This window comes from Streptomyces albireticuli (assembly GCF_021228125.1).
Taxonomy (GTDB): Bacteria; Actinomycetota; Actinomycetes; order Streptomycetales; family Streptomycetaceae; genus Streptomyces; species Streptomyces albireticuli.
Genome location: NZ_JAJQQS010000009.1, coordinates 48,384 through 62,475, shown reverse-complemented (window position 1 = coordinate 62,475; position 14,092 = coordinate 48,384). Strand labels below are relative to the sequence as shown.

Sequence of the window (14,092 nt, the reverse complement as noted above, 5' to 3'; positions counted from 1 at the left end):
GCGGCCTCGGCCGAACCGCGGGCCTCAGCCGAACTGCAGGGACCGCTTCGCCAGGCCCGCCCAGAAGCCGTCGATGACGCTACGCCCGCCGGCCGGCTCGTCCCCGGCGGCGCCCATCGCGACGAACAGCGGCGCGAAGTGCTCGGTGCGCGGGTGGGCCAGCCGGGCCGCCGGGGACTTCCGCTCGAAGTCCAGCAGCGCGTCGACGTCCCCGCCTTCGAGCGCCTCGCGGCCCCACGCGTCGAATTCCGCCGACCAGCTCGGGGGCGTCGGCCCGGTGTGCCGCAGCGCGGCCAGGTTGTGGGTGAAGAAGCCGCTGCCGACGATCAGCACGCCCTCGTCGCGCAGCGGCGCGAGCCGGCGCCCGATCTCCATCAGCCGCCGCGGGTCGAGGGTGGGCATGGAGACCTGGAGTACGGGCACGTCCGCCTCCGGGAACATCTCGACCAGCGGTACGTACGCGCCGTGGTCCAGCCCCCGGTCCGGGATGTCCTGGACGGGCGTGCCGGGCGCGCGCAGCGCCTTGCGCACCTTCTCGGCGAGCTCGGGGGCGCCGGGCGCCTCGTACCGGACCTTGTAGTAGTGCTCCGGGAAGCCCCAGAAGTCGTACACGAGCGGCACGGTCTCCGTGGCGCCGAGGGCGAGCGGGGCCTCCTCCCAGTGGGCGGAGACCATCAGGATCGCCTTCGGGCGCGGCAGGCCGGCGGCCCAGGCGGCGAGCTGGCCGGGCCACAGCGCGTCGTCCGCGAGGGGCGGGGCGCCATGGGAGAGGTAGAGCGTGGGCATACGCCCGCCGGCGGGGGTTGCGGTGACCTGCATGGGCCCTCCAGGCTGTTCGGGGCGCGATACTTGAACTCTCAAGCGTCTTGGTCAGAGCTTAACCGCGTCTTATTTAAACTTCAAGGATTGAGCACCAAGAGGAAGCCGGTGGGTGAAACAGTGGATGTCATGACCAAACGACGCGTAGCGGACGCAGGGGACACGGCGGCGGAGCAGACCCCGACGTCCACCGGGACCCCGGCGGCCGAGGAGCCGCGCTGGCTCGGCGCGGAGGAGCAGCGCACCTGGCAGGCGTTCCTGAATGCCACCGCGCTCCTGGAGGACCATCTCGACCGGCAGCTCCAGCGCGACGCCGGGATGCCGCACATCTACTACGGGCTGCTCGTCCACCTCTCCGAGGCGCCGCGCCGGCGGCTGCGGATGACCGAGCTCGCCCACAACGCCAAGATCACCCGGTCCCGGCTCTCGCACGCGGTCGCCCGCCTGGAGAAGCACGGCTGGGTCCGGCGCGAGGAGTGTCCCTCCGACAAGCGGGGTCAACTCGCCGTCCTTACGGACGACGGTTACGAGACGCTGCGGAAGTCCGCGCCCGGCCATGTGGCCGCGGTCCGGGGCGCGATCTTCGATCGGCTCACGCCGGAGCAGGTCGAGCAGCTCGGCGACATCTGCCGGACCGTCGCGAACGGCCTCCAGCCGGCGTCGGGGGCGGACCTGCCCTGGCTGCGCTGACCGGCGGCGGGCACATGCCCCTACGCGCGCTCCCGTACGGACACGCGCCCGTACGCCCCCTACCGCGGTGACGGGCGCGCGGACACGCGTAAGGCCCTCCGCCCATGGGCGGAGGGCCTTACCGGCGGGGAGCCTACGGCGGCTGCCGACGGCTCGTCAGTGCACCATGACCGGCACGGAGTCGGCGGCCTCGACGCCCTCGCCGTCACCGGACGCGACGGTGTGCCCGCCCTGGTGACCGGTGTTGATCGCGAGGAAGGCGATCAGCGCGGACACCGCCAGGATGCCGACGGCCCACCAGATGGCGGTGGAGTAGCCGTGCACCATGGACTGGAGCTTGAGCAGGTCCACGGAGGTGGCGCCCGCCGCGTGGGAGGTGGCGTAGGCCGTGGTGGCGCTGGCGGCGATGGTGTTGAGCAGGGCGGTGCCGATCGCGCCGCCGACCTGCTGCGAGGTGTTCACCATCGCGGAGGCGACACCGGCGTCGCGCGGCTGGATGCCGTGCGTGGCCAGGCTCATGGCGGGCATGAAGGCCGTGCCCATGCCGAGGCCCATGACGACCAGGCCGGGCAGGATGCCGGTGACGTACGAGGTGCCCAGGTCGATCTGCGTGAGCAGCAGCATGCCGACGCCGGCGAGCAGGAAGCCCGGGCCCATCAGCCAGCGCGGCGCGACCCGGGTCATCAGACGGGCGCCGATCTGCGTCGATCCGGCGATCATCGTGGCGATCATCGGGAGGAAGGCCAGACCCGTGGTGACGGGCTTGTATCCCTTGACCACCTGGAGGTAGTAGGTGAGGAAGAGGAACAGGCCGAACATCGCGATGGCGGCGAGGCCGAGCGAGAGGTAGACACCGGCGCGGTTGCGCTCGGTGAGGACGCGCAGCGGCAGCAGCGGGGCCTTGACCTTGGACTCGACGACGACGAAGGCGGCCAGGAGCACGCCGGCCGCGATGAACATCGCGACGGTGCTGCCGGAGGTCCAGCCGTCCGACTCGGCGCGGGTGAAGCCGTAGACCAGCGAGACCAGTCCGAGCGTGGACAGGACGACGCCGGGGATGTCGAGCTTCGAGGGGTTGCGGCCCTCGGCGGGCTCGTGGATCACGGCGATCGCACCGGCCGCGGCGACGACGGCGAAGGGGATGTTCACGAAGAACGTCCAGCGCCAGTTCAGGTACTCGGTGAACACGCCGCCGAGGATGAGGCCGACACCACCACCGGCACCGGCGATGGCGCCGAAGACACCGAACGCCTTGGCGCGCTCCTGGGCCTCGGTGAACATCACCGAGAGCAGCGACAGCGCGGCCGGCGCGAGCAGCGCGCCGAAGACGCCCTGGAGCGCGCGGGCACCCAGCAGCATCCCGAGGTTGACCGCGGCGCCACCGAGCGCGGAGGCCAGGGCGAAGCCGATCAGACCGATGACGAAGGTCTTCTTACGGCCCCACAGGTCGGCCAGCCGGCCACCGAAGAGCAGCAGACCACCGAAGGCGAGGGCGTAGGCGGTGATGACCCACTGCCGGTTGCCGTCCGAGATGCCGAGGTCGGACTGGGCGGAGGGCAGCGCGATGTTCACGATGGTCGCGTCGAGGACGACCATCAGCTGGGCCAGGGCGATGAATATCAGCGCTTTCCAGCGCCTGGGGTCGGGAGTGGTGGTTTCTGGCATGGGAGTGCCTACCTCAGTGGTGCGGTGGTGGGACGGGTGGGCGAAAAGTGTTGGGGGGTGGCGAAGTTCGTGGGGCGCGGTGTTACCCGGGACACTCGGTGCGGCGCAGGTCCTCCAGGGTGACCGCGCTGCCGGGGAGCTCGGAGCGGGCCGGGGCCATCAGCCCGTCGAGGAACAGCTGAAGGTGCCGGTGCGCGAAGCGGTCGAACATCGAGCTGGCGCAGCTTCCGGGCAGCGGCCTGGTCAACTGGGCGATGGCGACCATCAGATCACCGACGTCGACGCCTTCCCTCAGCTGTCCGGACACCCGGGCGGCGGCCATCAGCTCCTCGACCCCGCGGTCGACGCGCTCGCGCGCCACCACGTGGTCGGGGTGGGTCGGGTCGATGCTCTCCTGGAGCATCGAGCACAGGGCTCCCACCCGTTCGTCCACGGCGGCGTGGGCGAAACGCCTCAGCGCTCGGAAAGCATCGGGCTCCTCAGCTCTTGCTGCCTCCGCCTGGTCCGCGACACGGGTCAGTACGGAGAGGGTGACGTGGTGGATCAGCTCGGAGCGATCCGCGAAGTGCCGATACAGCGTGGCATTACCGACCCCGGCCCGTCGAGCGATTTCATCGAGCGAGCCCTCGACCCCGTGTTCGACGAACGCCTCGCGGGCCGCGGAGACGATCCGCTCCCGGTTGCGGAGGGCGTCCGCGCGGAGGCGGGGCTGCTGGGCGGTGGCCACGTGGTGGCACTCCTTCCTGGTCTCCCTGCGGCTTTCTGCGACTCCCGGGTCTTCCGGGCAGGCGCGGCGTGCACCTGTGAGGGGTGCGTACGGCCGGGCCGTGACGTCTGCGGGTGCCGGGGCGTAAGCGGGGAGCGATTCCCCGTTTCGTCCGGCGAAGGCTTAAACGGGGAGGGGCTCCCCGTTTATTTCCCGGCGTTTCCGTGACGCGCGCCACACCCACGAAAGGACCACGCGCGGCGGTGCCGGCCCCCCATCTGCCACGGCCGGAGGGCGCGTGGCCGCACCCCGGCACAGGGTGATCGGACAAGAGCGGTCTTCCGTCGTACGCGGCAGGAGGTGGACGGCATGCGACTCCTGACCCTCCTGGTCACGGCCTGCACCACCTTCGCCCTGACCTCTCCCGCCGCCTCGCGCGCCGAGCCGGCCGCCGAGCCCGAGCCCGCCGGGGAGCCGGTCACCCTGGAGACGGACGGCCGGCGGCCGTCCGGGCCGTGCGCGCTGCGCGGCATGACCGACAGCGTCTCCGAGGCCGCGGACACCCCGCCCGGCTTCGCGCGCTCGAACGGCACCGTGCGGGCCCTCACCCTCTTCGTCGACTTCCCCGACGCGCAGGCCGAGGGCACCCCGCAGGAGCGGTACGCCGAGTTCTTCCCGGCCGTCGCGGACTACTACCGGACGTCCTCGTACGGGCGGCTCGACTACCGCTCCACGCCGGTGCCGCGCTGGATCCGGATGTCCCGCAAGTACGCCGCGTACGGGATCGCGCGCGGCGCCCCCTTCGAACGCGGCTACCGCGCCCTGTCGAAGGAGATCGTCGACGCGGTGGACGACACGGTGGACTTCCGCCGCTTCGACCTGGTCAATGTGCTGGTCACACCGAACGCGGGCCCGCCCGCCACCGAGGACGTGCAGTCCGTGACCTTCGCGGGCGCCCCCACCGGGCTCACCACCGGTGACGGCACGCCCTTCAAGAACGTCTCGTTCATCTGGAGCCGGCAGACCGGGGACAGCCCCTACCGGGTCCTCAACCACGAGAACGCGCACGCCTTCGGCCTCCCCGACCTCTACTACACCGGCGGCGGCAGCGGCCTGCTGAAGACCCCGGTGGGCCACTGGGACCTGATGGACGAGGACTGGGGGCCGTCCGACGACTTCCTCGCCTGGCACAAGTGGAAGCTGGGCTGGCTGGCCCCGGGGCAGGTGGAGTGCGTGATGACCCCGGGCCCGCGCACGGTGACGCTGACGCCCGCCTCGGTCCCCGGCGGCACCAAGCTGACGGTCGTGCCGCTCTCCCGGACGCGCGCCGTCACGGTCGAGGCCCGCGCCCGCGGCCCGCTCGACCGGACGGTCTGCCGCCCCGGGGTGCTGGTCACGACGCTCGCCACGGACATCCCGTCGGGCGCCGGGCCCGTCCACGTCTCGGACGCGACACCGGGCAGCGACGGCTGCTGGACGACCGACCCGAACGTGAATCCGCAGCTGAGCGACGCGCCTTACGTCGTGGGAGAACGCTTCTCGACGGGCGGCGTACGCGTCGCCGTCACGGGCCGGGACCCGGACGGCAATTGGCGGGTCACGGTGGAACGACTCCGTCCGCCGTCGTCCCGCCTCAGCCGTCCAGCCAGTGGCGCCGCCCGAGGCTGATCAGCCGCAGCTGCCGCCGGGCGGTGTCGGCGATCCGCCGCCGCTCCTCGGGGCCGGCCGCCTCGATGAACGCGGACGCGGTCATCACCAGGTGGTCGACGTAGAGCCCGGCGAGCATCCGCACGTCCTCGGCGCTCCACCCCGCCGAGAGCTCCTGCGCGCCGAGGGCCTCGGCGACCTCGTCGCCGAACCGGTCCAGCTCCGCGCCGATGGCCTCCCGGACGGCGCGCACCCCGCCGTGCCGCTCCCGCGCGATGAACCGTACGTGCGCCGGGTGCAGCTCCACGTGCGCCGCCACGGCCTCGACGGTGCCGTCGATGACCTCCTCGGCCTCCGACCGCTCGGCGAGCACGGCCCGCACCACCACGTGCAGGCTGCCCAGGGACTCCCCCACCAGGGCCACCCCGAGGTCGGCCATGTCCCGGAAGTGCCGGTAGAACGCGGCGGGCGCCACCCCGACGACCCGGGTCACCTCCCGCAGCCCCAGGCTGCTGAGGCTCTGCTCCTCCAGCAGCCGCAGCCCGGCGTCGAGGAGGGCCTCCCGGGTCTTCCGCTTCTGGGCCTGCCGGACGCCGAGAGTGTTGCTGCTCATGGAGTCAGTAAACAACTGTTTGCCGGAAGGGGCCAGGAGCGGTACGCTCGAAGCGCATTCAGTGAACAACTGTCACTACAACTGTTCACCGAGAAAGGAAGCGTGATGATCTTCCTCGTCGCAGCCCTCCTCGTCCTGGGGATCCTGGTGGGAGCCGCGGCACACACACCGCTCCCGGTCCTCCTCCCGGCGGCCGGGGCCGTCGCCCTCTGGCTGCTGGCCTTCTCGGTCCGCGAACACCTGAGGGAGCGCTGACATGACGAGCCGGACGACGAGCCGCGAGGCGACGCGGCGGCGGACGACGACCACGGCCCACGCCCCCGAGGAGACGGTGGCCACGGGACACACCCCCGGAGAGACGGCGACCACGGGCCACGACCCCGGGGAGAGTGCGACGGCGAGGCCGGGGGCCGCCCCCGAGAAGGCCGCCCCTGAGCAGGCCACCTCGGGGAAGGCCGCCACCGGCCCGGACGCCGGGCACCACCCCCACCGCTCCGACGCGGACTCGATGGCCGTCTGGTCCTTCGTCCTGGGCCTGGTCGGTCTACTGGTCTTCAACCTGGTCCTGGGCCCGGTCGCGCTGACCCTGGCGGCCCTGGCCCTGCGCCGGAACACCACCCGCCGGGCCCGCGCCGCCCTGGGCCTGACCCTCGGCGCGGCGGACCTGATCGTCCTCGCGGCGCTGGCGACGACGGACCACACCCTCTCCTGGTCCCTCGCCACCTGACCCCCCGCCCCCACCACCCGCTACACTGACGGCGGCCCTGCCTCGCCTCCGTAGCTCAGGGGATAGAGCACCGCTCTCCTAAAGCGGGTGTCGGCAGTTCGAATCTGCCCGGGGGCACCGTGAAGGCCGGAGGCCCTTCCGTCGGACACGACGGAAGGGCCTCCGTGCTTTTCGGGCACCGGCCGGGCGGGCGGGCCCGGCCGGCGGGGTTCCCGGCGTCAGACGACGAGCGGCAGGTAGCGCTGGAGATCGCTGTTGTTGCAGGCGCGGAGCATCACCGCGTTGGCGATGCCGTTGTCCGTGATACAGCCCTGCGGGTATTTGCGGCTCTGGAAGGCCGAGCCCGAGTCCTTGATGTCGTAATTCCAGTACTGCGACTGGAGATTGGTGTTGCAGGACTCCAGGGCGATCTCCTTGTTGAGGCCCTTGGCCGTGAAGCACATGTTCGGGTGCCGCTTGCTCGCCACCTGGTAGCCCGGGTGCTTTCCGGTGACGAGGTGGAACTCCTGGTCGGTGGTGCCGTCAGGGTTGTACGACTTGGCGTGAGTGCCGCCGAACGCGTCGAGGTTGCGGTCCGTGCTGAAATTCTGGAACGTGTACCAGACGTCTCCGGGATCGGCCGGGTGGCCGGCCGCGGTGGCGGTTCCGGAGGCCAGCAGGCCCCCGCCGAGCAGGGCGGCCGCGGTCACGGCGACGGCGGCGTTCCTGATCCTGGTCATGTTGCCTTCCTTTCCGACGGATTCACGTCGCCCGGGTGGAAACCTCGCCGGGCAACTTCCCGAGGCACTCGCCTCGTTCGAGGAACCTACGGGCGGTCACACCGGGAAAACAGAGGTGTTTCGCGTCAGTGAATTTCCTTGAAAGCCGGGCGTTCCACGCGACCGCATTCCCGTACCGCGCGCCCTCGGGCAAGCATGCGAGGCGGCCAGCGCGGGACTGGCCGTAAACCTTCACCGGAGGGACGGACCGGTGGGGGCGATTTCGCAGGACGGATCGCCTGAGCAAAGGAACGCGCCACGGCCGGTGGCCTCGCGGCCGGGTGCGGAGCGCGAGCTTCCGGCCATCCCCGCCGGCCCGCCCGGCGCGCGCCCCGGCTCGAACCCGGCCCGGGGCCGCCACCGGACGGGCGGGGCCGGGGCGGCCGAATCGCCGACGAAACGACGTCCGGGGGATTCCCCCGGGGGCTCGTTCACCGTTGCCCCGATTTCCCTGTCTTCCCCGGCTTCTCGGAAGTCTCTGCTTCCCCCGCTTCCCCCGCTTCCCCCGCATTCCCCGTCTCCCCACCAGGACACCACGGCATCTGGCGCTTCGTCAGAGACCGGAGCGGCGAGCCGGGCCCGCGCCTACGGCCCGATTCGGCGTTCGTTTCGGCGTGTTCATGACCTGAGCACGCATCCACCGCCCGGTGCGTCTCACACCCCGTCCGCTCCGGCCGGGCCGCACCGAGAAGATCGATCCGGTCGGATTACGCCTACTAATGTGACTAAAGTCGACTCATGACCGCTGGTTTTCGGGGCCAGTGCGTGGCTTTTCCGGGACCCCGCAGGTCTCGGGGGGAGGACATGTATCCGCATGAGTCGTCGCTCCAACGGACTGATAGGCATCTGGGCCGAGGCGCAACGCCAGCAGCAGCGGCAGCGGGAGGCCGAGCACCGGGAGCGGACGCAGGCCCAGCGCGAACAGGAGCGGCAGCAGCGCGCGTACGAACGTGAGGCCGCCCGGCTCGACCGCGAGCAGCGCGCGGCGTACCGGCAGCGGCGGGAGGCCGAGGCGCGGCGCCGCACCGAGGAGCTGGACGCCCGGGTCGCGGAGTTGACGGGCGTACTGCTCACCGGCTGCGGCGAGCCCGCCTTCACGACGGCGGCGCTGCGCCGCCCCGAGGAGGTCGAGCCGTTCCAGCCCGGCCACCTCGCCCACCCCGTGCCCATGCCCGACCCCGCCCGCTACCGCTTCGCCCGGGCGCAGTTCGAGCAGGACTGGCACGCGGCCCAGCGCGCCGAGACGCAGCGGCGGCAGCAGCTGGCCGCCTACCGGCAGCAGTACGAGCAGTGGGCGGCCGACCGGCTCGCCGAGACGCGGGCGCACAACGCCGGCGTCGAGGAGATGACAGCGGCGCTGCGCCGACGCGACCCGGACGCCGTCGTCGAGTACTTCTCCGCCGCCCTCTACGCCTCCTCCGCCTGGCCCGAGGAGTTCCCGCACCAGGTCTCCGCCGCCTACGACCCGGGCGCCCGGCAGCTCGTGCTGACCTGGGAGCTTCCGGGGTACGACCTGGTACCCGCGGCCAAGTCCGTGCGCTACATGCCCACCGCCGACCAGGACCGCGAGACGGCCCGGCCGGCGGCGCAGCGGCGGGCGGTCCACCGCGACGTGCTGGCCCAGTCCATGCTGCTCGTGCTGCGCGAGCTCTTCGCCGCGGACGAGTTCGGCGCGCTGGAGTCCGTCTCGGTCAACGGCTTCGTCGACGACCACGACCCGGCCACCGGCCACCGGGCCGAGATCGTGCTCGCGACCGTCGCGGTCTCCCGGCCCGTCTTCGACGGGCTGCGGCTGGAGCAGGTCAGTGCCGTGGACTGTCTCACCGACGGGCTCGGCGGCCAGCTGTCGGCCCGCCCCGACCAGCTCACGGCGGTGCGGCCCGGCCGGATGCCGGACGAGGTCGGCCAGGGCGTCGTCTCGCACGGCGGCGGCGAGGACCCGGACCTGTACGCCATGGACCCCGTCGAGTTCGAGGGGCTCGTCGCCCAGCTGTTCCGCGCCCGGGGCATGCGCGCGGTGATGACGCAGCGCTCCAACGACGGAGGCGTGGACGTCGAGGCCCTGGACCCGGACCCCATCAGCGGCGGCCGGATCATCGTCCAGGTGAAGCGCTACCGCAAGACGGTCCCGCCGACCGCGGTGCGTGACCTGTACGGGACGGTGCAGGGCGCCGGCGCGAACAAGGGCGTGCTGGTGACGACGTCGGGCTTCGGCCCCGGCTCGTACGCCTTCGCCAACGGCAAGCCGCTGACCCTGGTGTCCGGCGAGGAGCTGGTGGGACTGCTGGGACGGCACGGGCTGCGCGGCCGGCTGGGCGACACCAGCGCGACGCCGCCGCGGCGGGGGGTCACGGCGGGGGCGGACACGGGTACGGACGGTGCGGGGGCGAGTGCGGGCGGTACGGGCACGGGTGCGGGGTCCGGCTCGGGGGCCGGTGCCGCCCCTGAGCCCGACGCCTCGCACAACGTCCTCGGCATGTCCTGGAGCGGCGGGGTCGCCCTCGACATCTGCGCCCTCGTCTGCCGGGGCACGCGGGTGCTCAGCGACGATCACTTCGTCTTCTTCAACAATCCGGTCACCCCGGACGGCTCCGTGCGCTCCGTCCCGCCGGCCGCCGCGGACAAGGCCGCGGTCCGGGTGTCCTTCGACACACTGCCGGCCGACGCCGACCGGCTCGTCCTCGCCGCGGCCGTGGACCCGCAGGTCGATCCGCGGGCCGATCTGACGGGGTTCACCGACGCCCGGATCCGGCTCTGCGACGCCTCGGGGGCGGAGCTCGGCCGGCTGGAGGTCTCCGACGGCCGTCCCGGGGAGACGGCCCTGGTCCTGGGCTCGTTCCGGCGGCGCGGGAACGGGGACTGGGACTTCGTGCTGGGTGGGCAGGGGTACGAGGGTGGGCTGGAGGCGTTGGTGCGGGAGTACGGGATCGAGGTGGCGTAGGGGGTGGCGGGGGCGGGGGCCGGCCGCTGCGCGGGGCCTTTTCCCCTACCCGCCCCTTCCCGAATGTCCTCAAGCGCCGGACGGGCTGAAAATCAGCCCGTCCGGCGCTTGAGGACCGGGGCCCGGGGCGGAGCCCCGGTTCGGGAAGGGGCGGGGTGGGGAAAGGCCCCGCGCAGCGGCACCCCCACCCGCCCCCACTTATCCACATCACCCATCCGTGTCCGCCGATCCTCGTAGACTTTCCGGATGGCCGACCCCACTGAGACCGCCTGCCCCACAGACCCCAGCCCAGTCCCCAGCGAGGCCCTGAGCTGCCTGCGGCGCGTCTTCGGTTACGACGCGTTCCGGGGCGAGCAGGAAACGATCATCGAGCACGTCGTCGCCGGCGGCGACGCGCTCGTCCTGATGCCGACCGGTGGCGGCAAGTCGCTCTGCTACCAGATCCCGGCCCTCGTCCGGCCGGGCGTCGGCGTCGTCGTCTCCCCCCTGATCGCCCTCATGCAGGACCAGGTCGACGCCCTGCGGGCGCTCGGGGTCCGCGCCGGGTTCCTGAACTCCACGCAGGACCTCGACGAGCGGCGGCTCGTCGAGGCCGAGTTCCTGGCGGGCGAGCTGGATCTGCTCTACCTGGCACCGGAGCGGCTGCGCGTGGAGTCGACGCTGCGGCTGCTCGACCGCGGCAAGATCGCGCTGTTCGCCATCGACGAGGCGCACTGCGTCGCGCAGTGGGGCCACGACTTCCGGCCCGACTACCTGGCCCTCTCCCAGCTGCACGAGCGCTGGCCGGACGTGCCGCGCATCGCGCTGACCGCGACCGCCACGGAGGCCACCCACGGCGAGATCGCGGCGCGGCTGAATCTGAAGGACGCCCGGCACTTCGTCGCGAGCTTCGACCGCCCGAACATCCAGTACCGGATCGTGCCGAAGAACGACCCGAAGAAGCAGCTCCTGGAGCTGCTGCACACCGAGCACTCCGGTGACGCGGGCGTCGTCTACTGCCTGTCCCGCAAGGGCGTGGAGGACACGGCCGGCTTCCTGGTGGCCAACGGCATCGACGCCGTGCCGTACCACGCGGGGCTGGACGCGGCGACGCGCGCCGCGAACCAGTCGCGCTTCCTGCGGGAGGACGGCGTGGTCGTGGTGGCCACGATCGCCTTCGGCATGGGCATCGACAAGCCGGACGTCCGCTTCGTCGCCCACCTCGATCTCCCGAAGTCCGTCGAGGGGTACTACCAGGAGACCGGCCGCGCCGGGCGGGACGGCCAGCCGTCCACGGCCTGGCTGGCCTACGGGCTCCAGGACGTCGTCCAGCAGCGCAAGATGATCGACGGCTCGGAGGGCGACGACGCCCACCGCCGCAAGCTCGGCGCGCACCTCGACGCGATGCTGGCCCTGTGCGAGACGGTCGACTGCCGACGGGTGCGCCTGCTCGCGTACTTCGGCCAGGCGAGCGGTCCGTGCGGCAACTGCGACACCTGTCTGACGCCCGCCGAGACCTGGGACGGCACGATCGCCGCCCAGAAGTTCCTCTCGGCCGTGCTGCGGCTGGCCCGGGAGCGGCGGCAGAAGTTCGGCGCGGGGCAGATCATCGACATCCTGCTGGGCAAGAAGACCGCCAAGGTCATCCAGCACGACCACGACGGCCTGACCGTCTTCGGCATCGGCACCGAGCTGGGCGTCGCGGAGTGGCGGGGCGTGGTGCGGCAGTTGCTGGCCCAGGGCCTGCTCGCCGTCGAGGGCGACTACGGCACGCTCGTCCTCACCGACGCCAGCGCGGAGGTGCTGGGCAGGCGCCGCGAGGTGCTGCTGCGGCGCGAGCCCGCGAAGCCGGCCCGCGCCGCGAAGAGCTCGTCCCGCTCCGGCGGCTCCGGCAAGCGGTCCGCGCCCGTCGATCTGCCCGCCGAGGCGGTGCCGGTCTTCGAGGCGCTGCGGGCGTGGCGGGCGGCGACGGCGAAGGAGCTGGGCGTGCCCGCGTATGTGATCTTCCACGACGCGACGTTGCGGGAGATCGCCACGGCTTCGCCCTCGTCGCTGGACGAGCTGGCGGGGGTGAGCGGTGTGGGTGAGAGCAAGCTGGCGAAGCACGGGGAGGCGATCCTGGGGCTGCTGGGGGCGCCCGCCGCGTAGCGGGCGCCCTGGCGGGCGGCCTTTCCCCACCCCGCCCCTTCCCGCGCATCGGATGCGCGGCTCCGCCCCGGAACCCGGTCCTCAAGCGCCGGACGGGCTGATTTCAGCCCGTCCGGCGTTTGAGGACACCGCGCGTCAGCGCGGAACCTGGGGTCCGGGGGCTTGCCCCCGGTTACGGGGAAGGGGCGGGGCTGGGGAAAGCCCCTACGCCCACCCCATCGGCTTGATGCGCCGCTGCGCCGCCAGCGCCGCCGCACCGAACCGCGGGTCCGGCCGCAGCGCGTGCTCCCGTCCGCACGCCTCCGTGAACTTCAGTACGTGCTCGTCCCCGTGCTCCACGGCCCGCGCGGCGAGCTCCCCGAAGGACAGCGGTTCCGTCTCCGCGGCCTCGCGGGCCGCCTCCGCCTCACCGCCGCGGTCGGCCGTGAAGGCCAGCAGGAACGCCACGTGCACCTGCCAGAGCACGGCCACCGTCGGCTCGTGGAGCTCCACGGGCAGGTGGGGCAGGACGAGGCGGACCGCGGCGGGTGCCGTGACGCCGTGCACGAGGGGGATCGGGAAGACCTCGGGGTGGCCCAGGTAGACCCCGGCGAACTCCGTGGTCATCTCGCTGAGCAGCCACTGCGCGCGGGCCGGGGCGAGGGCGTCGAGCGCCTCGGACCAGCCGGCGAGCTCGTCGGGGCGGGCGAGCCGGCGGGCCGCCTCCGCCCGGCCCCGCTCGCCGGGGAACGGGGTGCGCGGCAGGGCGGCGACGGCGCCCGGCAGGTCCAGCCCGCCGCGCATCCGCACCTGGCCGGGGAGGTGGGCGAAGCGGGCGGCCCAGTAGGCGAGGCCCCGGGACAGCTCCGTGAGCTGGTGCGGGGTGGGCAGCGGGGTGGCGGCGAGGGAGCGTACGGCGTGGGCGGTGCGGATCAGGCCGTGCGTCAGGCCGGCCAGCAGGCCGGGCAGCAGCCGGGGCCACCAGCGGACGAGGACGTCGCGCCAGGCGGCGTCGGCGAGTTCGCGGACGAAGAGCTGTTCCCAGTCGCCGGCCCGGGAGAAGTCGCCGAGCGCGGGCCGCCAGGACGACTCGTCGGCGGGGTCGAGCGGGAAGCTCCGCGCCGGGACCTCGTGGTGGGGCATGGCCGTGCGGTAGCCCTCGACCCAGGCGGCGACCGCGTCTCCGTGGCCGAGCACGGCCAGCGCCTCGGCACCCATGGGGCCGTGGTTGGCGAGGTCGGCGCCGGCCCCGCGCTCGTAGCCGAGGTCGGCCATGCGCTCCAGCGCGTCGTTCAGTGCGTCCCGGTATCCGATGACGGGCATGGCGGTACTCCCCCTCCGCTCGGGTCCGGACGGGGCGCCGGGGCCACCGCGGGCGGCCCCCACCCTCTGTTCGGATTCCCGAATAGTTTGGTTTTCC

General features: G+C 72.7%; 12 protein-coding genes and 1 tRNA gene. 7 read left to right on the top strand and 6 right to left on the bottom strand.

The window, feature by feature from the left end:
* Positions 1–24: 24 nt before the first annotated feature.
* Positions 25–819: a dioxygenase family protein gene (locus tag LUZ64_RS17980; protein ID WP_095584741.1), complete on the bottom strand. Its 795-nt coding sequence runs from the start codon at positions 817–819 to the stop codon at positions 25–27.
* Positions 820–948: 129 nt separating this feature from the next.
* Here LUZ64_RS17980 and LUZ64_RS17975 point away from each other — a divergent pair, with 129 nt between their 5' ends.
* The gene (locus LUZ64_RS17975) at positions 949–1,509 is read left to right on the top strand and encodes a MarR family winged helix-turn-helix transcriptional regulator (RefSeq protein ID WP_095584740.1); all 561 of its coding nucleotides are present in this window, start codon (positions 949–951) and stop codon (positions 1,507–1,509) included.
* A gap of 156 nt (positions 1,510–1,665) precedes the next feature.
* Here LUZ64_RS17975 and LUZ64_RS17970 read toward each other — a convergent pair whose 3' ends face one another.
* On the bottom strand, positions 1,666–3,174 hold the full coding sequence (locus tag LUZ64_RS17970) for an MFS transporter (protein ID WP_095584739.1): 1,509 nt from the start codon (positions 3,172–3,174) through the stop codon (positions 1,666–1,668).
* 82 nt (positions 3,175–3,256) lie between these two features.
* On the bottom strand, positions 3,257–3,901 hold the full coding sequence (locus LUZ64_RS17965) for a TetR/AcrR family transcriptional regulator (protein ID WP_095584738.1): 645 nt from the start codon (positions 3,899–3,901) through the stop codon (positions 3,257–3,259).
* A 348-nt stretch (positions 3,902–4,249) separates the two neighbouring features.
* Here LUZ64_RS17965 and LUZ64_RS17960 point away from each other — a divergent pair, with 348 nt between their 5' ends.
* Positions 4,250–5,548: a M6 family metalloprotease domain-containing protein gene (locus LUZ64_RS17960; RefSeq protein ID WP_095584737.1), complete on the top strand. Its 1,299-nt coding sequence runs from the start codon at positions 4,250–4,252 to the stop codon at positions 5,546–5,548.
* Here the strand turns inward: LUZ64_RS17960 and LUZ64_RS17955 are convergent.
* Positions 5,514–6,140: a TetR family transcriptional regulator gene (locus LUZ64_RS17955; RefSeq protein ID WP_095584736.1), complete on the bottom strand. Its 627-nt coding sequence runs from the start codon at positions 6,138–6,140 to the stop codon at positions 5,514–5,516. The genes LUZ64_RS17960 and LUZ64_RS17955 overlap by 35 nt on opposite strands.
* Positions 6,141–6,245: 105 nt before the next feature.
* Here LUZ64_RS17955 and LUZ64_RS17950 point away from each other — a divergent pair, with 105 nt between their 5' ends.
* The 3 genes from LUZ64_RS17950 (at position 6,246) to LUZ64_RS17940 (ending at position 6,984) form a co-directional block, all read left to right on the top strand.
* The gene (locus tag LUZ64_RS17950; protein ID WP_095584735.1) at positions 6,246–6,395 is read left to right on the top strand and encodes a hypothetical protein; all 150 of its coding nucleotides are present in this window, start codon (positions 6,246–6,248) and stop codon (positions 6,393–6,395) included.
* Between the two features lies 1 nt (position 6,396).
* Positions 6,397–6,867 carry a hypothetical protein gene (locus tag LUZ64_RS17945; RefSeq protein WP_232390184.1) on the top strand — a complete coding sequence of 157 codons (471 nt, stop codon included), beginning with the start codon at positions 6,397–6,399 and terminating at the stop codon, positions 6,865–6,867.
* 44 nt (positions 6,868–6,911) lie between these two features.
* A tRNA-Arg gene (locus LUZ64_RS17940) sits at positions 6,912–6,984 on the top strand.
* A gap of 101 nt (positions 6,985–7,085) precedes the next feature.
* Here LUZ64_RS17940 and LUZ64_RS17935 read toward each other — a convergent pair.
* On the bottom strand, positions 7,086–7,586 hold the full coding sequence (locus LUZ64_RS17935; RefSeq protein WP_095584733.1) for an RICIN domain-containing protein: 501 nt from the start codon (positions 7,584–7,586) through the stop codon (positions 7,086–7,088).
* Between the two features lie 853 nt (positions 7,587–8,439).
* On the opposite strand from LUZ64_RS17935, the gene LUZ64_RS17930 reads away from it, so the two are divergent.
* Complete coding sequence (locus tag LUZ64_RS17930; protein WP_232390185.1) at positions 8,440–10,566, top strand: restriction endonuclease; 2,127 nt, start codon at positions 8,440–8,442, stop codon at positions 10,564–10,566.
* A gap of 246 nt (positions 10,567–10,812) precedes the next feature.
* Positions 10,813–12,693 (top strand): DNA helicase RecQ, encoded by a 1,881-nt coding sequence (recQ, locus tag LUZ64_RS17925; protein WP_095580834.1) that lies wholly within the window; start codon positions 10,813–10,815, stop codon positions 12,691–12,693.
* Between the two features lie 204 nt (positions 12,694–12,897).
* Here the strand turns inward: recQ and LUZ64_RS17920 are convergent, their stop codons facing one another.
* Positions 12,898–13,995: a questin oxidase family protein gene (locus LUZ64_RS17920; RefSeq protein ID WP_095580833.1), complete on the bottom strand. Its 1,098-nt coding sequence runs from the start codon at positions 13,993–13,995 to the stop codon at positions 12,898–12,900.
* Between the last annotated feature and the right edge of the window lie 97 nt (positions 13,996–14,092).

What these genes read in the sequence shown, in the direction of transcription:
- LUZ64_RS17955 (WP_095584736.1), bottom strand. Translation starts at nt 6,140, where the DNA reads ATGAGCAGCAACACTCTCGGCGTCCGGCAGGCCCAGAAGCGGAAGACC.
- LUZ64_RS17945 (WP_232390184.1), top strand. Translation starts at nt 6,397, where the DNA reads ATGACGAGCCGGACGACGAGCCGCGAGGCGACGCGGCGGCGGACGACG.
- LUZ64_RS17980 (WP_095584741.1), bottom strand. Translation starts at nt 819, where the DNA reads ATGCAGGTCACCGCAACCCCCGCCGGCGGGCGTATGCCCACGCTCTAC.
- LUZ64_RS17935 (WP_095584733.1), bottom strand. Translation starts at nt 7,586, where the DNA reads ATGACCAGGATCAGGAACGCCGCCGTCGCCGTGACCGCGGCCGCCCTG.
- LUZ64_RS17930 (WP_232390185.1), top strand. Translation starts at nt 8,440, where the DNA reads ATGAGTCGTCGCTCCAACGGACTGATAGGCATCTGGGCCGAGGCGCAA.
- LUZ64_RS17970 (WP_095584739.1), bottom strand. Translation starts at nt 3,174, where the DNA reads ATGCCAGAAACCACCACTCCCGACCCCAGGCGCTGGAAAGCGCTGATA.
- LUZ64_RS17920 (WP_095580833.1), bottom strand. Translation starts at nt 13,995, where the DNA reads ATGCCCGTCATCGGATACCGGGACGCACTGAACGACGCGCTGGAGCGC.
- LUZ64_RS17950 (WP_095584735.1), top strand. Translation starts at nt 6,246, where the DNA reads ATGATCTTCCTCGTCGCAGCCCTCCTCGTCCTGGGGATCCTGGTGGGA.
- LUZ64_RS17960 (WP_095584737.1), top strand. Translation starts at nt 4,250, where the DNA reads ATGCGACTCCTGACCCTCCTGGTCACGGCCTGCACCACCTTCGCCCTG.
- LUZ64_RS17975 (WP_095584740.1), top strand. Translation starts at nt 949, where the DNA reads ATGACCAAACGACGCGTAGCGGACGCAGGGGACACGGCGGCGGAGCAG.
- recQ (WP_095580834.1), top strand. Translation starts at nt 10,813, where the DNA reads ATGGCCGACCCCACTGAGACCGCCTGCCCCACAGACCCCAGCCCAGTC.